Source organism: Bacteroides mediterraneensis (assembly GCF_025993685.1).
Lineage (GTDB): Bacteria > Bacteroidota > Bacteroidia > Bacteroidales > Bacteroidaceae > Phocaeicola > Phocaeicola mediterraneensis_A.
This window is the reverse complement of record NZ_DAJPEN010000001.1, coordinates 886,008-906,971: the sequence shown is the minus strand read 5'-3', so window position 1 is coordinate 906,971 and position 20,964 is coordinate 886,008. Positions and strand designations below refer to the sequence as shown.

Sequence of the window (20,964 nt, the reverse complement as noted above, 5' to 3'; positions counted from 1 at the left end):
AAGTTTTATATGTTTTCCCGTTTCGTTCAAATATTGTTGAGGATAATAATCATGCACCCACGTAAGCGTTCAAAACCATACGCTCTTAGTACGGGAACCATAAAAGAAAGACAACCTGAAACAGATACTGAGCTTTTCAATCATACATTGACTCGTATCTACTAAACAAACTTATCAGAGAAATTAAAACAGTCTCTTTTATTATATACTAAGTAAATCGTTAGTACTTTTTGTCTGTTTTTTTACAAATAGGCATATAGGTTGAACCTATACTATTAAATTCTGAATTGCATTCAATACCCCCTCCCTATGGCGTACCAACCAACAAATATCGTAAAATCCTGATGCGACTTATTATGAAGTGTATGACACAACATAGTAATAACGTTAGTATAAGCCCCGTAATGCCCCCAATATATTCCCTGACTACGAACCAAGCCACAATGTGGAGGAACATGATGGTTAAAGAAGCTTTTCCGAGATAAGCAAGGATTTCTCTTAAAACAAATATCTTTTCTATAATTTTGGAAAAGCCAATTATTAGTAGCGTAAAAGAACAAGCAACCATAAAACTTAGATAAGGAATCCCCCAATGTCCATTTTTCATATCTACTTGGCTACTAGGAAGAAAAAACAAGCTAAGAAGTGCTATTAGACCAGCCAATGAATAAACCAGAACTACAGGCAACTGCATTTCATTCTGTTTGTACCATGTGCCAAATACTAGCAAAGGGATAATCACCAGAATCCGGTTTAGCCCCAATGGAATGTACTTTTGCTCTATATTTAGTACATCCAAGAAATAGCCCAAGCTTAGCAGCATAAGAGATATGTAAATATAAATTACCCCCTCCATGCGGACATGGAAAAATTTTCGTAATAAATAATAGCCCAATATACTTTCAAACAAAGCAAATGGAAACCAAAATGCCGTAGCCCTTTGCGATGTATATACATTTATAAAACGCCATCCAGCATTAAAAAAAGATGTTTTATGATTCATACAAGCACTGTATTCCATAGGTACTACGATGAGCAACATGTAACAAAACAGAGGCAACAAAAGTCTATGAGCTTTATGAAGAGCTATCTTTTTAATACTTTCGCTTTTGTTATATGATTTCAGCAAGTATCCACTTAATATAAAAAACAAAGGCATATGAAATGAATAGATAAGAGAAGATATTGATGAATCTAAAGATTGTGTATGAGCTAATACAACCAACACAATGCCTATCCCTTTGGCTATATCAATCCAATATTTATATACTTCCATATAAAAAACGACTTTTCGAAATTTCTTTTCTTTTTATTGTATTACGTGAATCACTGAATCTATCTAATAATCTCTTTGGCTTCTATATATACACTCTCCATCTTGGCAATCATGTTACGTATTAAGAAATTCTGATTTACTCTGTCATGCGCAGCTTGAGCATATCTAGTTCGTAATGCGTTATCTGATAGTAATAAATTAATAGCTTCTCCAAAAACTTTGGAGTCACGGTTTGGACTTTCTAATCCTGTAACATTATGATAATTCTACAATATAATTTCAGCTTGTTATATTATTGTTCGCAGTTTTTCAATTAAATAAGCTGGGAAGAATTCAGCTATCTGGTTATGGTTGGGATAATCCATCACGCGTTCTTCCACATCTATGTTATTCTCTCGCAGATCCCTCAACAACTCTCTGATGTGCTCTTCGTAGTGTGGTTCGTTCTTGGAGTATAGAATGTAAATATGGGTGGGGCGAATAACCGAATTGTATATCTTACTCTCTATTCTACTATCAGCTTCCTTTATGGCCAAATGCAAATCATTTTCTTTTCCCTCTACAATTGACAGCAGATTGGATTTATCACTTCTTTTGTTCAAGTATAGCCCTATTCTATACTGAGGAGCACCTATTATGGCATCCACTCCCTTGATAAGGAAGGAATAGTTGAGTGCAGAGCTTGCTCCTTTCGAAGAACCTATAAAGATTTTTTTTGATGGATTAACTTTATCTATAACATGATTTATAAGTGCCGATACAGCACGTTCATAACGGTCACCCATCAGATAGTTGCCACAATGATCGTTTCCAGCGTCATCCAATAGAAACAATTTGTTACAGTTGAATCTTTTCAGCGTTCCCATATAGTTATACTTTGCGCCGTTTGCCCAACAGGCAGGGAAAGATACAATCAACGGTTTTCTGCTGGAACAATCTTTATCAGTAGACCTTACCCATATATATTTGATGTTTATGCCATCATAGTGCCAGGTCCTTTCGCTTATCATAGTGGACAGTATGGTATACAACCTGTTGAACACCTTGTGTATGAAATTTCTTCTTTTCATATTGCCATGGATATTGAATCAGACAAAACTGCACTACCTCCGTAAAATAGACTCATAACAATCTATATACTTCTTTGCCACCTCTGCCCACGTGTGAATTTGGAAGGGTGGACGCTCCAATTTCCCTGCCTTTTCATAAAATTGCCTCAGCTGTCCGATAGCCGCATTACTATCCTGCTGGTCGCAAAAGAAGATGTCTGTGGGATGCTCATATCCCCAGGCCCAAGGCTTGTTGCTGAGAAGTAATGGCATGTGGTATGCCGCAGCCTCGTAGACTGCAATGCAGCCGCTTTCACCTAAACTAAGTAGTACAAACCCACTGGCGTGCGACTCTATGCAATCCCTCCACGTCTTGCTCACATAGCCAGGATAGTATACATACTTATTGTCTACCTCCTGCATGAATTGTTTATAGTAGAGATCGTCCCTGTGGCTGCCCATGAATACCACAGGCACTTGGGATGCTTTGGCATATTGTGCCAATTTCAAGGTCTGTTTGCGAGGCGAAATATTGGCTACTGATACCAGATACTTATCCGGGAACTTCATCTCTTTTATGTCAAGATGACTGGATATATTCATTTCGGCTGGGTCGTATGCATGGGGTATCAGTACAGTCTTATCTTCACGAAGCAAACGTGGGAAATAGGCAAAGGCATTGCTTTTGTCGTAAATGTGCATAAATTGCACCATGTCCATGTAAGGCAAAGCTTTCCAATAGGCAGACTTCGATACCGAATAGGGCAGTTTGTCGATAAATCTGTTTTTTATACGCTGATACCGCTTTGCACGTTCCGACTTGTTGCTCTCGAAGTCGAATATCATCGAGAAGAACGTCTTCATGCCTTTCTGCTTAGCCGTTTTAGCCATGTCTGCATCGGCCGATAAGAAGTGAATGATGTCGGCATCCTCCTGGCTCTGGTCCCACCAACGGGCAAACTGAATGTCCACGCCGAGTTTACTAATCTCCTGCTGCAATTTCAGGGCGTGTGTGGTTTTACCACCCGGCGTGAGGTACGCACAGGTGTGGTCGTAAATTAAAACCTTCATGTTGTTTTATTTGTTGTTATGTCTCTTTGATGTAAATACGTTGCCTATAAGGTGGTTGTAGCCTAAGGAACAAGCAATATTGACCACTGTAAAAGACACCAGTATCAGCAACCAATATTTAGGCATATAGACGTACTGGTAAAAATAATAGAAGAAGAAGCCGTGTATGAGCCAAATGTTAGTGGAATGATGACCCAAGTATTGGAATGTGTTACGCATACCCCTGCGGTCTATGATGTCTATAAAGCAAGCCACCATGAGTGGAAAGGACAGCAGACGGTATAGCCTGTAAAGGAAATCGTGCATAGGCAGATTGTTCAAGCCAACTATAATTGCCAACAGCACAACCGACACAACAACGTTCCGCCTGTAGTACGATAGCATCCTATACCGAGCCACCCAGTATCCCAGTAGCAGATATACCGTAAACTTTACGAAACGATTTATCAGAAAAGGCATATTGTATTTGTCGTCCACCAGGAAATACAGCAGCAGAGCCACTACGGTGACAGGTATTAATATGTGTATTATTTTACCTCTCACTTTGTTACATATGGCGTATGCCACACTTACGATAGTCATCAGGAGAGCATAGAAGCCCACGTACCACCAGATGCGTATATATCCGTCGCCAATGATGATAGTGTGCAAAAACCTGCCCAAACTCCATTCTATTTTTCCTAAAAGGAACAGTATGGGCAGGAAGATCAATGCTAGTATCCACATCTGTCTATATAAAGGGATGACTTTTTGCGTAAGAACCTCCTTTACAGAAGGTATGGCGCATATATACAGGCTGTAGCCAGTCATGAAGATATATAAAGGTACCGTCCTATCGCAGAAGTGACCTATTACGGCATCTATACCCGTGTAGGAAAATGAAAGGCCATTCTGTGGCGAAGCTGGATTGGGAGCAAACAGATGAAAGCATATCATAAACAGGATGGCCACTCCTTTCAACATCTGCGATTGTTCTCGGGTATATTGTAGTTTATCGTACATAGGGAAGTAGCAAGGCATGTTTAAAGAATTTTACAATTTCACGGTTTGTCATTGCTCGGAAATGGGGTGAATAGCAAATGCCCATTACCAACCATAAACACAGGATGTTTCCATTGAGGGTAAGCGCTTCTTCTATCCATCCATACATAAATCTGAACGCCACGTAGACCCCAATTATTTTGACAAAGTCATTCCGGGCTGTTTTAAGGGCTATGTGTGTAGCCATAAGGAACATTAAGGAAAACAGCACTACGCCTATCAGTCCCGTCCACGTGAATACATTTAGGAAAAACACCTCGGCATTTCGCTCCATATTTAAGTCTTGTACGTTGTCGCCTGAAATTCTGGATCTTTCCCGAATATCATTTTTTAGTGGATTATAGTTAGAATCATAACCCCTTGCGGGAGTTCTTCCCATAATAACATAATCGTTTGCTACAGCAGATGTGATAGCCTCCCTGTATAGCCACGTTCTAGTATCTTGCGACAGTTCTTTGTTTTTTGCGACGGCATTGGGCATATAGCTTTTCATGTCGAACACATTGAATACCCCCGATAGTCCCAGTGTCAATAGACATAGGGTGAGTATATAGAGACCATAGCCCAGTATCTGGTAGACACGATCTCTCAGATGAGCACTTATCCTGATCAGTTGTGACAGACCCAGTGCCATGCCGACTTTGATAAATACACTTCTTGCACCAGCATCTATAAAGGTGAAAAATATGGTGATGGCCAGAAACAGATTTTTCCTATAGATTATAGGGTAGAATATAATCATGACAAAGAATACATAATACATCCAGAACCACGACCATGTATGAAAAAACGGTAAAGCCACCACCGAAATGGGAACAATATACTTGAAATACATCCTTAGACAGTGTATTACCCTGTAGGGCGACATGAATACCAGTATGCCGAGCGATGACAGTAGTGCAAGCGAATACCTATATAGGCTTTTGTAATCCCAATAGTTGCCTGACACAAAAATGCCCCTGATAATACAAATAAATATCCATAGCATTAAGATATTTAGCAGACGGCTGTAGGGAAACCTCTCCTCCTTCCATATGGTTATCGCCAGAATTACAAACAATGTATGAAATGTAAATGTAACGACAGCTGGAAAGATGTGAAGTGTACTCCTTTGAAACGATGGCTCTATCATAATCAGTATGAACAGCCATGGCAGGTATTTAATGAGCGTATTTTTCATAGAAGAACTCTTCCAAAAATTTACGATAGATGTTTCCTACACTTCCCGAAGTTCCACATAGTTCTTTAGTATCTATCAGGTAATTTCCTGCCTCGTAAGATAAAACCAACAAACTTAGTTCCAATGAGCCCGAAAACATGGGAATATGTAGGTCACGGAATTTGTCTATCAAAGGATCGCTTTTGAAGCGAAAGAAAGGAACACCAAGGTAGGCCAACTCGAATAAGGCAGTCGAATTGGATACCACTATTCCATCAGTTTGCGCTATCAGTTCATCAAGGGTAGCTGTTATAGGCATTTGCTTGCCACAGGAGCTCAAGAGGTTCTCAAATTCGTTCCCCTTATAGGCCGGGTGATACTTCAGGATGTAATGCTTGTTGTTGCGTTGGCAGTATTCATCTACTATTCTGACAAGCCGTCCGTTGTTAACGTCAGAGAATTTCCCGTCCAGTAACACCCCCAGCCGTTTTATCTCACCCTTGGCAGTGACTTTTCTTGTTTTTCCTATGCATTTGGCTATTCCTAATACCCGAATCCGTCGGTCTTCCATGCCACTCCTGACTGCCTCCCGATAGGTAAAATTATTCCAGGCAAGGAAATAATCGCTTACGAAGCAATCGAACTCTATACCTTTAAAGTCGATGTTGTCATGCACCTCAGGCCTTGCGGCCACCATGACACCATGCTGCAGTGTAGCCGTTTTACAGCCTTTCTGTTTGGCGTAGCAGACGAAATAGTTGTTGTACAGGTTGGCATCGTAAAACACGAGGGCCAGTTTGTAGTCGGGCAACGTCTCCATGATGCACGAGAAGTCGTGCAGCGTAATTAGTTCCCTTACTATCCGCAATTTTTCTCTCACAGACAAATGTGTTGCGTGCAGGTTTTGCCACCACGACAAGGTATAGTGTAGAAGCTTTTTTGTTCTGTCCCACCTGAATTCATGTCCAATGTATTGTTCTAACAATACACCATCGCATCCATTGGTCAGCCCGCGCACCTTGTCGTACATTTGTGCTATATCTTTGCGCCTGTGCTGTACGCCGGGAGGAGCCAGTACAAATACTATTTCGCCCAATTCACTTTTTTGGAAAAAGGGTTTTAGTGAAACAAACCATATAGTCCTGATTATTACCAAAAGATGATGTGTCAGGTTGATATACCTCTTATGCCATTTTTGCCGGGATATGCCCATTTCATCATTTTCGGATATGATTCTGAATCCTCGGGAGAAATCGAATGGACAGAAGCCCTCGAACTGTATATGGGTCAGTGCTTTTGCTATCGACATACTATTGCTTTAAATATTTCTTGTGTCCTTCGAACAGCCCAAACAAACCAGCAAAGAATGCATTGTTGAATACCCTCCAATGTTTGAACGATTTTTCTATGCTCAGATAGTATTTGCTATAGACGAGATACCGCAAGAGCAGGTTCTTAGCAGCCTTACACGGAAAGTCCATCAAAGCATTTGCAGCTGCATTGCGGTGCATGCAATATAGCCTTAGCAGCGAGTTAGTCAGAATAATCTTACGATTCTTTCCCAGCATATTCATGTCGTAATATTCGGCTCTGTTCAACGGATGGTAGTGTATGGCATCTACTATCACCACAGGTTCAAATCCCTGTACGATTCCTCTTCTATGGTAGTTTGCCTCATCGCCCCAGATGAAGAATTCCTTTCTTGGCAGCCCCACCTTTTCTACGAAAGTGCGCGAATACATCACCCCGTTAAAGGGGAATGCATCGTGGTGTACCACACCATCTACGGCAAATTTGGCTATATAGTCCGATGCCAATGGCACTCCTTTATGGTCGAAGGCCAGCATTGCATGATTTTCGGCCGCTAGGCATAACGGAGAAATGTAGTCATAGTGATCTAAATAACCCACCATGTGTTTCAGGCTGTCTCTGTGCGGCAATCCGTCATCGTCCATCACCCAGAATGCATCGTAGAGGTTCATCTCATAACCTGTCTTGATGCCATGATAAAAACCACCCGCACCTCCCATGTTTTGCTCCAGTCTCTCATACATTATTTCCGTTTTGCCACATCTTATCCGTTCATGGTCTTTTACATTGAATCCATTGTCATGTAATGCTTCCATGGTGCCATCGGTTGATGCGTTGTCTACGATAATGATAGTGGCTGGCAGGTAAGTCTGCGCAGCCAATGCTTTCATACATTGCACGAGGCAGTCTTTGCGATTGTATGTCACTACAACCGCGGCTATCTGATAGGTTCTGTTCATTTTATATGCTTAAAGAGGTGGATGAATAGCAGATAAAGTGCTCTTACAGCTGCATGGCGGATGCTTAAGGCACTTCTTGTAAGGTTAGGCTTATACTGGAAATAGGCTGTAGGAACGTCTTCCGCTCTTACGTGCAGCAAGATATGCCTTAGCTGCCTGTTGGTGAAAAGGGCTACTGCCCCATTCTCCAAATACCCGCGAAGGGCGAAACTATAGGCTCTGATCCTGTCAAATGCGGTCAGGGGGGGGTAGATATAAGTGTCAGAAAGTTGCATGAGCGTTTCGCTCACAGTTATATACTCGTCCTGGGGTTTCCGTTTCATTGTCAGGCTGTCTGCGGCTATCTGGTAGTTGTATAGAGCCTGCGGCAAAACCTTTATAGACCGTATGTGCCGGCAATATTCGGCAGTGAACAGTTCGTCTTCGGCCACCGAAATATCCTCCCGGAACGTTAGACCATATTTGTCTATAATATTTTTTTTGAACAGTTTATTCCAAGTGAATCCAAAATAAAAATACCGCTCTTTGTTCAGCTTCAGAGCAAGCATGACCTTCTGGCAAGCTTCATTCCCTTCGGCCTGGTCTTCTTTCGGGATATAAGAGACGCTACCGCTACCAGGGAAATGCTTTGTCATCCCCCAAAAACAGATGTCTGCATCAAGCTTCTTCTGTCCCTCCATTGCATACCCGAAGCAGCCGGGAGAAACTGTGTCGTCGGCATCAACAAACATAACAAACTCTCCCGATGCCATGTCAAGCCCCTTGTTGCGGGCATGGGAAGGTCCATGATTCTTCGTACAAACATAGCGTATTTTATCCTTGTATTTTACCTGATAGGATAAACAGACTTTCTCTGAATGGTCGGTGCTGCCATCGTTTACCAGGATTATTTCGTGCAGGTATGACTGTGGCAGTATCGACTCTATGCAGGGACCAATGCTGCATGCGGCATTATAGACAGGTATGATAACCGATATGCTATCTGTTTCCATGTTGATACTTATATATTAGTCCGATAATCAATGATAGGAACCTGCCGCTTCTTTTATGAAGATTGATTTTCTTCAGTTGCTTTTCCACTTTGGTATATCCGTGGTGCAGGTAGGCAAGGTCTTGTTGCAGTCTCGGTGGAAAATACTCATCCAGCACGCACTTTCTCTCTGTTTGGGCTTTCTCATGGTACGACGAGATACCGCCCCACATGAACCGGCATACTACGAAGTTCAGTTTCTGATAAGAACAGTTATCAAATATGAAAAGCTGAATGAACAGTTTCCAGTCGCTTACTATTCTGTACCTCTCGTCGAATCCATGCTTGCGCAACACTTCGGTACGTACAAATGAAGCCTGATGGCTTACGGAGCCATCGTAGAGTATCCGCATGCTCACGTCTTTTTGGCTCTTCCAAAGCTTTTCTTGGCCTGATTCATATGTTATAATGGTGTCACCTATGCAGATATCGGCAGTAGGGTCTGCAGCGATGAATTTTTCTATTACCGAACTGTCATATAGCATGTCGCCGGAGTTTGTGTACACTACATACTCGCCGGTAGCGTGCCTCAGCCCCTTGTTCATGGCTTCGTAGATGCCACCGTCTTTCTCGCTGCAATAGTACGACAAGTATGGCCGATACTGCGCAATGAAGGCTTCCGATCCATCAGTGGAACCGCCGTCTATGATGATATATTCCACCACGTCAAACCGTGTTTGACCAACGACCGACGGAATGGTTCTTTGCAAACCGGCCAGGTCGTTATACGATATGGTGATGACCGATACTTTCATTTTCTTCTTCTTTTGATTAGCGTTACAAGGAAATCTTTAAATCCGTGCGCAAACTGTAGCATCAGGCAGAAATATGATAGCGCAAAGATTGTCGAAATGATGAGGGCGTACAGCACTAACGCTGCCCAGTTTTCCTCCGGCTGTAGTGGCACCACGATCGAAACATAGTAGGTTATGGCAAAGGATACGATGAATAGCAGGACATATCGCAGCACAGACCACCAGTATTCTGCAATGCTTCTTCCGAAACCATCGCGAAATAAGTAGTAGGGTTTCCAAAGTATGACGATGAAAAACAGGCTGACAATCTTTCCTAATAAGATTCCCACAAGTCCATAATATAGTCCCACCACGATTGTCACTGTCAGGTTTATACCGCCTTCTGTCCATGCTGCCCAGATGTCTGCATACTGCCCATAGGCATGGTTGAAGTTGTCCACCGTGATTCTCGATATGGATATAAACATGTTGACACACAACAGGATGTTCACTATTTGTGACAGGATATATTCCTCGCCCAACCAGTTGTGGATAAAGGGAGGTATGATAAAATACAGAATGGCCGATATGGTACCCGCTACAAAATAGCGCATGGACATCAGTTCCCAAAACACTTTCATTATCTTCCTTGCATCTCCCTCTGCCACCAAATTGCCTACTCCCGCACCGGCACTGTTCATCACCGATTCACATAGGCTGGTTACACGGCTTATTATCAGCGAGTAATTGTTATAGTAGGCCACATACTTTAGCGATACGAATGCAAATACCAGAATCTGGTCGCTTTGTTTTAGCAGGAAGTCCTTTATTTTGTGAATGAATATTTGTTTCGTGCTCTTTATGATAGTGGGATATTCCTTATATAGGAGTTTGCCTCTCTGAGGTAGCGATACCAGCCACGGATAGGTCTTCTTTATTTTTTTATTCAGTACTATGCAAGCAAATATCGAGAATGAAAATTCTATCACGGCCCAAAGATAATAGTTGCAGTAGTAGTAGCAACAGAATAGCTGCACAAATACCTTGACTATTTGTCCTCCTTGAAGGTATTGTGCTACTACATAGTTCTTTTGATCGGCAGTAAGCAGTATCTGTTTATAGTTCAGAAAATAGCTTATTAGGGAGGATCCCAAAAAGCAAAAAAACACAAAATATACTACGCCTAAGTGTAGGGTGGTTTCATCGAAGATGACAGGGAAGAACAGCGATACGATGATAGCCAATCCCAGAATGATGAAACCTACTATCCTGTAGAACCATCCATACAGCGATATCAAATCGTTTATCTTGGCTGTGTTCTCCTCCCTTATGGGTTTATACAGATGAAAACTTACGGCTGAAGCTATCCCTATTTCAGCCAGACTAAGCATCTGCAGAATATTCTGTAACGTACCGGCCAGGCCTATAAACTCAGGTCCGAGTGTATCGAGGAAAATCTTGCGCGAATAGAAGGATATGAAGAACATCAGGAAGTAAAAAATAAAATTTACCCGTGCATTCTTCAGTGCCTTGTTTATTCTCGATTCATTCATGTTTTTATTTTATTGATAGGAACAAACATGTTCGTCTCGGCTTGCTTCATTGCAGCAGTATGCTTTCTATAAATTCCCGCACACAGCCCTCACCGCCTTTTTTGCTCATGACCTTTATGTCGGCTATACCTTTCACACGTGGGTGTGCATCGATGGGACATGCAGCCAAGCCAACGGCAGACAGCAGGTCTATACAGTTTATGTCATCGCCTATATATGCCACTTCGTTCAGGGTTATGCCCAGTTCTTTACAGATTGTCTGAGCGGCTGCCAGCTTTCCACCCTCGCGTTTGCCTTGCACCAAATAGTCCAACCGGAGTTTATCCGCGCGGACCTGGTTCAGCCTTCGATCCTCACTAGTGATAATGGCAGTTTTAATCCCCGCCTTCTTTAACAAACCGAATCCCATACCATCACGGGTGTTGAATTTCTTCAGTTCATCGCCATGCTCACTGTAATACATCCCGCCATCGGTCAGCGTGCCGTCAATATCGGATATGAAGAGTTTTATCATAGTAGACGCCTTTCCCCGATGTGACAGAATATGTCTGCGCATCAAGTTTTCCAACACAGCCCAGTCATCAGGTTCGTCTATCTCGGTGGCGGTATATTCGGGCATTTCGTAGATGCCTATCCTGCCACCCAGTCTGTTTCCGTTGGCCAAAATGTGACCCACCTTGTTTATGTAGAAAGCACCGTTTTCCATCAGCATACCGCCGAAATCCTGGCGTCGTGGACGGTTCATGTAATCGTAGTTCATGGATGTGCCGTCTGCATTCCAAAAGAAGCGGTAATTGCGCACGCAGCTCAGGATGGAGTCATAATCCCCTTTCGCATACAGCTGCAGGGCTTCTGTGAAATGAATGGTCTCGGTGAGTGGAGATGTGGCCTGCACCAGCATAAAGATATGTTCGGCTGATAGTTGTGCATTGTGGATGTATTCCAGCATCACGCTTTCCGTGCTGGCCGTGTCGCAGGCATTTTCTGCCAAACGACGGTACACCCTTGTTTTCTTATATCCCTGTGACGTAACTACTTCTTCTATCCTGTCCGAGTCTGTAGCCACCACTATCTCATCCACTGCATCACATTGCTCCAATGCTTCGATGTTCCAGCAAACCAAGGGCTTGCCACAAAACGGTTTGATATTTTTAAGGGGGATAGACTTGCTACCACCCCTTACTGGTACAAATGCAATTACCATTTTACTTGATTTTTCTTCAATTTATTTCTCTGTACTTTCTCGATATCAAGAATGTCCTCTTTCTTATATGTCAATGCCTTTGCCACGGCACGGCAGTCACGTGCCAGCTTGCGTACACCGTCTGGTTCCAAGGATGCGGCATGGTCCGTGCCTTTCCATGTGCGGTCGAGCGTGTAATGACGTTCTATCCATTCCGCGCCTAAAGCTACGGCAGCAGAGTCTACGGCAATACCTAAATGATGACCTGAAAAGCCGATGGATTTTACTCTGTCTGCATACAGTTCACGCAAACGGGTGATTTCAAGCAGACAGATGTCTTCGAATGGTACGGGATAACCGGAAGTACAATCATATATTACCAAATCCTTGTTACGCCCTTTGGATTCGAAGAAACGGATAATCTGTTCTTCCTCATCACGTGTAGTCATACCGAACGACAGATGTATTTCACCACCAAAGTTATCGCACAGATATTCCAACAAGCCTTTGTTCAGGTTGCAGGCTGAGGGGACTTTTATCAGATTCGGATGCAGGGTACAGATTTCCTTGGCGGAAGTAATGTCCCATACGGAAGTGGAATATTCCACACCGAATTCGTTGCACCATTCCTGCAATTGGCGATGCTGGTCAAGATTGAATTCTAAAAACTCTCGGTGTTCACCGTAAGTTTTTCCGTATGAGTTTTCCGGATGGGGATGAGGAGCGTTATATTCTTCGGGAGTCAGTAACTCCTTATTACAACGTTTCTGAAACTTGACCACGTCCACTTTGCAATAAGTGGCGGCAGTCATTATCATCTCTTTTGCGATTGCCATGTCACCCTTGTGATTGCAACCGATTTCCGCAATAATTTTGGGTGCGTTCATATATTGAATGTTTAATTTAATTCGAAGAGTGAATATCATTGTAGGATTTTCTACTACATTTTCCAATTCACATTACCTTTGAGTTTTTTGTTGTTTCCACCGTAGATGTGCTGGCTGTCGGTTAGCGGTTTGGTAATGAGTGCACCAGCTGCTATTACGGTATTATCTGGCACTACAGTGCCCTTAAGCAGTGTGGTCCGGCAGCCTATCCATACGTGGTTGCTAACATGAATGGACGACGGCTTATTTATAAGCTCTCCCTGCTTATTGACTATTCTGTGAAAATTAGTGTCCATTATCAGGATCTCCCACGACAACAAGCAGTCGCGACCGAATGTGATTTCTTTCTGGCAGACGATGCTACTATTCCCAGTCAATAAGAAATTATTGCCGATTCTTAGCTTGGCTCCATATGCTACGCTGATTCTACTGCCGGAACCAAAACTAACCTTACCATCCACAACGATTTCTCCACTAACTTCCCAAATGCTTCTAACATATTCATGATACACCGTTCCAATATTCCTTCGACCAATTGTTAGTAAGCCTCTATGTATTGTTGAATTAATAATAATCCCCCCAATTTGCTTATATTAACATTTTTGTAAATCATGATGGGAAGTCTATAAGCGGTACGGAAAGGAAAGTAATGAAAGTTCATGCGCAGTGTCTTCAGTCTGTTAACTGACACAAATTCCTTAATGACTTTTCGTATCATTTCATTGCTATAATATTACCCAGTGGCGGAACTGAACGAATGTTATTTATCTACGCCAACAAGTAAATCTTTATCTTATTCTGGGAAAAGTGCTGTCAGGATGCCCCGTAACATCCGCAATGTGTTTCCCGAAATTTGTTTATCAAAAATTTTTTCTTTCCAAATTGTCAGACGATGCAAGTCACTGCCCACAAAATCATACAAATTGTTTTTCAGCAGCCAACCGGCTTTTTTTCCTACATCTATTGTATACATATTGGCTAAAGAAGGCAGATTTAACTGAAACTTCACGCCTATTGTCTTCAACTGTCGGTATTCGGTTTCTTCCATATATACATAACGTTCGGGATGTGCCAATACGGGGTAATAACCTTTGGTCTTAATCCGCATCAGGATGTTTTGCAAGGCCATTGGCGGATTGAAATAGCTGGTTTCTATCAAGAGATGATCACCGTTTCTGCCTATGGGCAAGAGGTCGTTCCTTTCCAATCGTTCTTCAAATAGATTATCAAGCATATTCTCCGAAGCAAGATTAAGTACCACAGGACCTTGATAGACACTTCGCAATTCTGCAAATCGTTCTCTTAATTTACCTGTAGTATTGGGAATGTCTTCCATGATATGTGGGGTGAGCCACACTTCTTTCACGCCCAATTTTTCATATTCGGTTAAGACTTGCAGAGCTTCTTCCATGGTCTGCACCCCATCGTCCACACCGGGAAGGATGTGGCTGTGCCAGTCAATAAAGCCACTGAAGAACCCACTTTCCGCTAACATCTGCTTTTTTCGGAACGGCCACATAAATCAAATAGAGAATTATGAATGAAGAATTTTTGAACTGGCAATTCTTTATTTCGCTCCAAAGAAACTATTATTCATTTTTCCCATAGTAGTTCTTGCTGCCATACCCATAATGATAACCGTATTTATATCCGTATCGGTAGCCATAACGGTTGCCGCCGCCTTCGGTGCCGTTCAGGATAAGCGCCATGTTCTTAAATCGTTTCTCTTGGTAAGCGTGTTGTAGTTCGAGCAGCATGTCACGTTCTAATAGGCCGGCACGAACTACGAAGAGGGTACGGTCGGCAAGCTTTTCGATGATTTGCGTATCCGCTACTATCTCAATGGGTGGACAGTCGATGAAGATGCAGTCGTATTCACCACGCATCTGTTCTATCAATATGCCCAGGCGCGGTTCGGCAAGCAACTCAGTAGGGTTGGGAGGAATGGTACCTACGGGCAAGATATTCAGTCCGGGATAGCCGGGCAGCTCTTGTACCAACGTCTGCGGATTCTCTTCCCGTTTGCCCAAGTAATCGCTCAATCCCTTGGGATGTGAATGCAGGTAGTGCGAGAGCGAGCCACGGCGCAGGTCGCCGTCTATCACCAATACCTTTTTGCCTTTCAGGGAGAAGCTGGCGGCGGTATTGATGGTAATGAAAGTCTTTCCGCTGCCGGGATTGAACGAGGTGAAAAGGATGACATCGGCTTTCCCCGCGTTGCCCGCATCAAGCATGAACTCCAAGTTGGTGCGTAACACGCGGAACGCCTCGTTGATGATGCCGCGACAGCCTTGTTTAATCAGGACGGTATTAGTAGTTTCCTCTTTGTTTCCTTTCTTTTTGCCGCCTGCTAAGGGAATTTCCCCAGCAAAGGGCAGGGACAGCGATTCCAAGTCTTTCCGTCCGCGCACCTTGGTGTTCAGCTGCTCGCGGGCGAAGATGATGCCTACGGGAATGAAAAGTCCTAAGGTAAAAGCAATCAGGAGGAATTTCTTTTTATTAGGAGCAGTGGGCACCATGCTGCCTGAGGGCGGCATGATGACACGCGTATTATAAGCGGTAAAAGCTTGCGACAGCTCGTTTTCCTCACGTTTCTGCAATAAAAAGAGGTAGAGCGCCTCTTTCACCTTCTGCTGGCGTTCCACCGAAAGCAGGTATTTGCCCTGCGTGGGGTTAGCGGCGATGCGTGCCGTGGTTTGCTTTTCGCTTTGCTGCAAGGCACGCAGTTGGGTGTTCAGCGTAGTGATGTGGTTGTCGATGGAAGAAATGATGGCGCGCCGCATGTTCTGCAATGACTGATCGAGGTCTACTACTAAGGGATTCGATTCGCTGCTGTTTGCCACGAGGTTGTTGCGCTGCAGCTGCATGGCGTTGTAGTCTGCTATCTGTCTCTCAATGCTGGAGCTTTCAATGCCGGAGTTGGCGGGAAGCAGCTGGTTGCGGTTGTTGCCTCCGGTAAGATAGTTGCGCACATAACGGGTCATGGCGAGCTGGGTGTTTAACGCCAATATCTGGGAGCTCATTTCGCTGCTTTGCGTCATGTACATGTTGGCGGCAGCCTGCACGTCAGGCAGCAGGTTCTCACTCTTATAAGAAGAAATGTTCTCGTCTACATGTCCTAATTCCTGCTCGATGACTCCCAAGCGTTCGTTGATGAACATGGAGGTGCTGACGGCTATCTGGTTCTTGTCTTTTACCCAGTTTTCGTTGTAGACGGCAATTAAAGTATTGAGCACGTCCTCGGCGCGCTGGATGCACACGTCTTCCAACGAAAGGTTGATGACAGTGGACTTCTCGTCGTTCAATGACACGTTCAGCTTGTCGGAATAAGCGGCAGTGGCACTTTGTAAACCGGAACGGGAGACATAGATCGGCTCCTTGCATGTTTCCGCACTTGGCATAGGTTTGATTAACAACCTGCCAACAGGAGTGGTTACTGTATCGTTGAACAGGGTTTTGATGGCCTGTCCGGATTCTTCTTCGCCACGCACAAAGTCGGTCAGTTCCACGCCTTTGTTGCTAGAGACGGGGAGGATGGTGAGCGAAGCACCCTCGTTGTCCTGCAAGTCGAAGAACTCCACTTCGTAAGGGCAGGCTTGCCCGTACAACACCTGTTTGTGGAAAGTACCGTCGACAGTATAATTAATGTCCAGGTGTAGGCGTTTTACCACATCGTACATCACGGCGGGCGACTGCAGCGACTGCATCTCGTTGTTCACATTGGTGTTGGTCTGGAACAAATCCAAATCGCCCAATACGCCTGCGGAGTTGGACAAGGAATTTCCTTTGCTGTCCTCTTTGATAAGCAGGGATGCCGAGCGGGTATAAACTGGCGGAGTGGTGAGCAAATGTAATATGGCGAAGCCCAACAGGATTGCCAAGGAGATGACAAACCAGTACCACTTGGCAAGACAGAGATACATCAGGTCTTTGAAGTTGATGCCACTGCCGTTTGACTTTTCTAATTCGTCCAAGAACAATTCGGTTTCTTTATCGCTAAGGGTCGACATGCTTTTTAAAATTAAGAATGAAAAAATGAAAAATTGTCAGTTGAATATTAGGATGCCGATGGATGTCAGCAACGAGGCGAGTGAAATCCAGAACGAGGTAGAACGCACGTTGTTACCGTTGACGGTGGACTGGCGTGACCTCATACTATTGGGTTCCACATAGACTACGTCGTTCTGCTGCAGGTAATAGGCAGGAGAAGTGTATACGTGTTCGCCCGAAGTGAGGCTAATGCCGTATACCCGTTGCTGCCCATCTTCTTGACGCAACACCAATACTTTCTGCCGGTTGCCGTAGATGGTTAGGTCACCCGCCATGCTTAGTGCGTCAAGGACGGTCAACCTGTCGCGATCGATAGCGAAACGCCCAGGATTGTTCACTTCGCCCATCACGGACACACAAAGATTCATGAATTCTACCGTTACCACGGGATCTTTCACCAAGTTCTTCGTCACTAACTCGTTCTTGATATGTTCAGCTATCTCCTCACGTTTCATGCCCGCCACATGCACCTTGCCCAGTACAGGAAAGTCAATGTTGCCGTTTGCATCCACGGTATAGCCTGATATACCGTTATTAGTTCCTGTAGACAATCCGGTGGTACGCAACGACTGACCTAACTGCCGGCTGACGTAAGGCAGATTGAACAAATCTGTCAGTTGTGGGTCACGGCTGTTCACGATAATGGAAATCTTATCTTCCGGTTGCACAGTGATAGCCTGCACTTCCGGCAAGGTGATTTCAGTCTCTCCCGGCTTCAAGTCCTGAAAGTAAATTACGTCTTTGGACGTTCCGCAAGAACTCAAAAGTCCCGTTCCTATAATCGAGAGGAACAGGATACATACAAATAAAGAATATTTTTTCATTTTATGGAATTTTCTTTATCGGGTAGTGATAAAGCTATCGCATCATTGATAATGATTGATAAACATAGTAAGCATTGAAAATATGAGGTTATTATACGGATACTCCTATAATAACTGTATATATTCCGGTTCGACCTCCACAGCAGCGGCAAGCAGCGAAGGTAATTCTATCAGCAGACGCTTTTGCTTGGAGCCGCGGACCGTAAGCAAATAACCTTCACATCCGTCAAGTCGGCTTCCTATAATGCGGATTTTCCGGTTACGCATATCCGGAGTGACATCCTGGGGACGGTAGTATTGAGGTTTGCTTGAAGATTCAACAGCTTTCTTAAACTCCTCCATATCCTTGTCCTTTACTGTCATAGGTTCTCTACCCTTCAAAAAACGGTACTGAAAAGTGCGCACTTTCTCTACAATAGTATCAATAACCATACGGGTATCATGTACAAAGATTAAATCATGGATAAATGGCACCTCCTTACATTCACGTTTTCCGCTATGTATGGTTATTTTCGGCACCTTGGGTGTGAAATTCTCTATTCCCATATCGTCTAATATCTGATAAGCAGGCATTTTGGCATTACATCTGGTCAAGTCCCGCATAACAAACCAATGCGTTTCATTGCTCCTCATAGAATCATATTTTCCAGTAAAGGACAAACCTTCTAATCCTGCAAGTATTTGTATCTATCTGAAATACTTGCAGTTACAAACATTCTCTCCAAAAGTTCGAGCTTTATGCCCGTTTTATCATTTTCCATATTATGCCTTGTGGCTTATTTTTCGCTTCCACAAGTATTCTTTGCTTTCAAAGTGATACATCTCTCCGTAAGAGATATTTATCCCCATGTAGAATCCTAAATTCACTGATAAACAGATATATAGAAGATGAAATAGTCATAGCTTGTGGAACTTTTGTTCGACAAACATATTTTATAGAAACTATAGATTTCATTTTCACTAAAATATTTCTGTTTTTATCGTTGTCTTTTTGATAATTATGTGTAATTTTGTGCCGGAAAACATCTCTTACGGAGAGATATGTTTTTTCGTCAAACAATAAAAATCCCCTTGAACAAGGACATGCTCAAGAGGATTTTAACTTTGGAAAGATTGTTTCTACTACTTATTCCTCACCGTTTTCCATATTCCTTAGCCAATTGACTGAATGACCATACTATTTGCTTTGTCTACCACAGACGAATCGAGCAATGCCAAATAAATGCGAGTAGTACCTTCTGAATCATGACCCAGCGCTTCGCTGATAACAGGAACCGGCACATTTTGACTTTTAGCAATACTGGCCCATGAATGACGACTAACATAAAATGTGAGCTTAATAGGACAACCTACCATCATACCAATTTTCTTCAACCGCTTATTCATCAAATGGGAAGCATTCAGATATTGACGCCTTTCACCCTCCCCAGGCACCCTGATGACAGGTAACAAATAAGGTGAATCTGAGTCTGTATATTTACGCACAATGTCCTGCATAGGTTGCTCCCATTTAATACAAAGCTGTTGCCCAGTCTTGTGGCGCCGATAAACCAATACTCCATTCTGCAAATCTTTCTTCCTCAGAAAAACCAGATCGACGAAGGACATGCCACGAAGATAGAAGCATAGCAGGAACAAATCGCGGGCCAAACCTAACGCAGGATAGCAATCGAGATCGAGAGTCTTGATTTTTCCAATCACTTCTGACGAAACCGCACGTTTAACAGTCTTTTCTACACCTGTATTGACATGACGGAACGGATTCCGGTTTTCAACCAACCCCTCTTCCAAGGCTCTATTATACAAGGCACGCAAGTTACGCATGTAAAATGAAATGGTATTCGGACATTTTCCGTTTTGCTTTAAATATGCTTCGTATTCCATCATCATGAGGGAATCCATTTCCTCAAAAGTGACATCACCGGCTGTAGCCCGAAAGCGAATGAAACTGTTCAGCGAACTAGTATAAATTTCTGAAGTCCGTTCTTTTCCCATACGTTTGGTTTGACTGATAATCTTACGGGCATAAGCAAAGAATCCATTGTCTTGATTTTCAGAAGAACGGAAAGCCTGAACTATTTGTTCCGAAGTGAATTTTCGTTCTTTTTCCAACTTCCTGATAATGTTCTTTAAACGTTTTAAGTCCCCTTCCGTACGACATCTTAAGGTTTCAAGATAACGGTTCCGTTCCGAATTCTCTTCTAACCTTTGAATTCTACCCGAGTCTTTATCCCACTCGGAAAAGTACAACTTATAACCAGTACTTATCAGGCGCGTCTGCCTCTCGTGTATTACCTGATAACACAATGTTCCCTCTTTGCCAATAACCGAAGAGGGTCTGAATTTAATTTTTATCGTTGCCATAACAATATTGTATTTAAATAACATAAAAACGATATACCGAAATCATGACAGGCTTGCTTATGCAGCAAATACGACAAACCACCGGACATCTTTTGATATAACAAGATGTCAAAGCAAACTTCCCTATACTGAAATCCTCAAATTTAGCAGTACAGACTCATACTGTCCCATTTTTTACATACAGAAGTTATATTTCAAATTCAGGGATAAAGCTATTTCCATAATATTCAGATATTATTACAGCAAAGGAGCAATAATCAAGCACAGAATTCACAAACAGATAAGAATCCACAAACAAAAAGCAATTTTTATTTGATTCAACATTTCGCTTCTTCCAGCCAAAAATCTCCTCAAAAGTCTTCACCCACTCCCCCCTCTCCAGAAGCCCCCAAAACCACTTTCCCAAAACGCAAGTGCATTTGTCCACAAACGCACTTGCGTTTTCTTCCAAACGTCAAAGAGTTTTTCCTGAA

General features: G+C 43.1%; 18 protein-coding genes. All 18 read right to left on the bottom strand.

The features are described 5' to 3' along the window. Positions 1-307: 307 nt before the first annotated feature. The 18 genes from OIM59_RS03525 to OIM59_RS03440 all read right to left on the bottom strand — a co-directional run bounded on the left by OIM59_RS03525 (position 308) and on the right by OIM59_RS03440 (position 20,942). Entirely contained in the window at positions 308-1,276 is a 969-nt protein-coding gene (locus OIM59_RS03525) for an acyltransferase family protein (protein ID WP_303895098.1), read from the bottom strand. Positions 1,277-1,563: 287 nt separating this feature from the next. Then, positions 1,564-2,346, bottom strand: a complete 783-nt coding sequence (locus OIM59_RS03520) for a hypothetical protein (protein ID WP_299173755.1) — start codon at positions 2,344-2,346, stop codon at positions 1,564-1,566. Positions 2,347-2,379: 33 nt separating this feature from the next. Further along, complete coding sequence (locus tag OIM59_RS03515; RefSeq protein WP_299173758.1) at positions 2,380-3,396, bottom strand: glycosyltransferase; 1,017 nt, start codon at positions 3,394-3,396, stop codon at positions 2,380-2,382. Between the two features lie 6 nt (positions 3,397-3,402). Then, positions 3,403-4,398: an acyltransferase gene (locus tag OIM59_RS03510; protein ID WP_303895094.1), complete on the bottom strand. Its 996-nt coding sequence runs from the start codon at positions 4,396-4,398 to the stop codon at positions 3,403-3,405. Continuing rightward, positions 4,388-5,617: a hypothetical protein gene (locus OIM59_RS03505; protein WP_299173763.1), complete on the bottom strand. Its 1,230-nt coding sequence runs from the start codon at positions 5,615-5,617 to the stop codon at positions 4,388-4,390. Before OIM59_RS03505 ends, OIM59_RS03510 begins: the two co-directional genes overlap by 11 nt. Beyond that, positions 5,598-6,476, bottom strand: a complete 879-nt coding sequence (locus OIM59_RS03500; protein WP_299173766.1) for a hypothetical protein — start codon at positions 6,474-6,476, stop codon at positions 5,598-5,600. Before OIM59_RS03500 ends, OIM59_RS03505 begins: the two co-directional genes overlap by 20 nt. 430 nt (positions 6,477-6,906) lie before the next feature. Then, a complete protein-coding gene (locus OIM59_RS03495; protein ID WP_299173769.1) occupies positions 6,907-7,866 on the bottom strand; it encodes a glycosyltransferase in 960 nt (319 codons plus the stop codon). Continuing rightward, on the bottom strand, positions 7,863-8,858 hold the full coding sequence (locus OIM59_RS03490) for a glycosyltransferase family A protein (RefSeq protein WP_299173771.1): 996 nt from the start codon (positions 8,856-8,858) through the stop codon (positions 7,863-7,865). Before OIM59_RS03490 ends, OIM59_RS03495 begins: the two co-directional genes overlap by 4 nt. Continuing rightward, positions 8,845-9,651 (bottom strand): glycosyltransferase family 2 protein, encoded by an 807-nt coding sequence (locus OIM59_RS03485; RefSeq protein ID WP_299173774.1) that lies wholly within the window; start codon positions 9,649-9,651, stop codon positions 8,845-8,847. The genes OIM59_RS03490 and OIM59_RS03485 overlap by 14 nt, the downstream gene beginning before the upstream one ends. Continuing rightward, complete coding sequence (locus tag OIM59_RS03480; RefSeq protein WP_299173777.1) at positions 9,648-11,183, bottom strand: lipopolysaccharide biosynthesis protein; 1,536 nt, start codon at positions 11,181-11,183, stop codon at positions 9,648-9,650. The genes OIM59_RS03485 and OIM59_RS03480 overlap by 4 nt, the downstream gene beginning before the upstream one ends. Positions 11,184-11,229: 46 nt before the next feature. After that, positions 11,230-12,387 (bottom strand): acylneuraminate cytidylyltransferase, encoded by a 1,158-nt coding sequence (locus OIM59_RS03475; protein WP_299173781.1) that lies wholly within the window; start codon positions 12,385-12,387, stop codon positions 11,230-11,232. Continuing rightward, positions 12,381-13,253: an N-acetylneuraminate synthase family protein gene (locus OIM59_RS03470; protein ID WP_250803708.1), complete on the bottom strand. Its 873-nt coding sequence runs from the start codon at positions 13,251-13,253 to the stop codon at positions 12,381-12,383. The genes OIM59_RS03475 and OIM59_RS03470 overlap by 7 nt, the downstream gene beginning before the upstream one ends. A 793-nt stretch (positions 13,254-14,046) precedes the next feature. Further along, positions 14,047-14,772: a tyrosine-protein phosphatase gene (locus tag OIM59_RS03465; RefSeq protein ID WP_299173789.1), complete on the bottom strand. Its 726-nt coding sequence runs from the start codon at positions 14,770-14,772 to the stop codon at positions 14,047-14,049. A gap of 70 nt (positions 14,773-14,842) precedes the next feature. Continuing rightward, positions 14,843-17,176 (bottom strand): polysaccharide biosynthesis tyrosine autokinase, encoded by a 2,334-nt coding sequence (locus OIM59_RS03460; protein WP_303898157.1) that lies wholly within the window; start codon positions 17,174-17,176, stop codon positions 14,843-14,845. 123 nt (positions 17,177-17,299) lie between these two features. Continuing rightward, positions 17,300-18,127 carry a polysaccharide biosynthesis/export family protein gene (locus tag OIM59_RS03455; protein ID WP_299173791.1) on the bottom strand — a complete coding sequence of 276 codons (828 nt, stop codon included), beginning with the start codon at positions 18,125-18,127 and terminating at the stop codon, positions 17,300-17,302. A 105-nt stretch (positions 18,128-18,232) separates the two neighbouring features. Continuing rightward, positions 18,233-18,760: a UpxY family transcription antiterminator gene (locus tag OIM59_RS03450; RefSeq protein ID WP_299173794.1), complete on the bottom strand. Its 528-nt coding sequence runs from the start codon at positions 18,758-18,760 to the stop codon at positions 18,233-18,235. Between the two features lie 519 nt (positions 18,761-19,279). Then, entirely contained in the window at positions 19,280-20,491 is a 1,212-nt protein-coding gene (locus OIM59_RS03445) for a site-specific integrase (RefSeq protein WP_299173797.1), read from the bottom strand. Between the two features lie 187 nt (positions 20,492-20,678). Continuing rightward, complete coding sequence (locus OIM59_RS03440; RefSeq protein WP_299173800.1) at positions 20,679-20,942, bottom strand: hypothetical protein; 264 nt, start codon at positions 20,940-20,942, stop codon at positions 20,679-20,681. Positions 20,943-20,964 lie beyond the last annotated feature (22 nt).

Coding starts and splice junctions, on each gene's coding strand:
- OIM59_RS03525 (WP_303895098.1), bottom strand. CDS start 1,276: ATGGAAGTATATAAATATTGGATTGATATAGCCAAAGGGATAGGCATT.
- OIM59_RS03520 (WP_299173755.1), bottom strand. CDS start 2,346: ATGAAAAGAAGAAATTTCATACACAAGGTGTTCAACAGGTTGTATACC.
- OIM59_RS03515 (WP_299173758.1), bottom strand. CDS start 3,396: ATGAAGGTTTTAATTTACGACCACACCTGTGCGTACCTCACGCCGGGT.
- OIM59_RS03510 (WP_303895094.1), bottom strand. CDS start 4,398: ATGTACGATAAACTACAATATACCCGAGAACAATCGCAGATGTTGAAA.
- OIM59_RS03505 (WP_299173763.1), bottom strand. CDS start 5,617: ATGAAAAATACGCTCATTAAATACCTGCCATGGCTGTTCATACTGATT.
- OIM59_RS03495 (WP_299173769.1), bottom strand. CDS start 7,866: ATGAACAGAACCTATCAGATAGCCGCGGTTGTAGTGACATACAATCGC.
- OIM59_RS03490 (WP_299173771.1), bottom strand. CDS start 8,858: ATGGAAACAGATAGCATATCGGTTATCATACCTGTCTATAATGCCGCA.
- OIM59_RS03485 (WP_299173774.1), bottom strand. CDS start 9,651: ATGAAAGTATCGGTCATCACCATATCGTATAACGACCTGGCCGGTTTG.
- OIM59_RS03480 (WP_299173777.1), bottom strand. CDS start 11,183: ATGAATGAATCGAGAATAAACAAGGCACTGAAGAATGCACGGGTAAAT.
- OIM59_RS03475 (WP_299173781.1), bottom strand. CDS start 12,387: ATGGTAATTGCATTTGTACCAGTAAGGGGTGGTAGCAAGTCTATCCCC.
- OIM59_RS03470 (WP_250803708.1), bottom strand. CDS start 13,253: ATGAACGCACCCAAAATTATTGCGGAAATCGGTTGCAATCACAAGGGT.
- OIM59_RS03465 (WP_299173789.1), bottom strand. CDS start 14,772: ATGTGGCCGTTCCGAAAAAAGCAGATGTTAGCGGAAAGTGGGTTCTTC.
- OIM59_RS03460 (WP_303898157.1), bottom strand. CDS start 17,176: ATGTATCTCTGTCTTGCCAAGTGGTACTGGTTTGTCATCTCCTTGGCA.
- OIM59_RS03455 (WP_299173791.1), bottom strand. CDS start 18,127: ATGAAAAAATATTCTTTATTTGTATGTATCCTGTTCCTCTCGATTATA.
- OIM59_RS03450 (WP_299173794.1), bottom strand. CDS start 18,760: ATGAGGAGCAATGAAACGCATTGGTTTGTTATGCGGGACTTGACCAGA.
- OIM59_RS03445 (WP_299173797.1), bottom strand. CDS start 20,491: ATGGCAACGATAAAAATTAAATTCAGACCCTCTTCGGTTATTGGCAAA.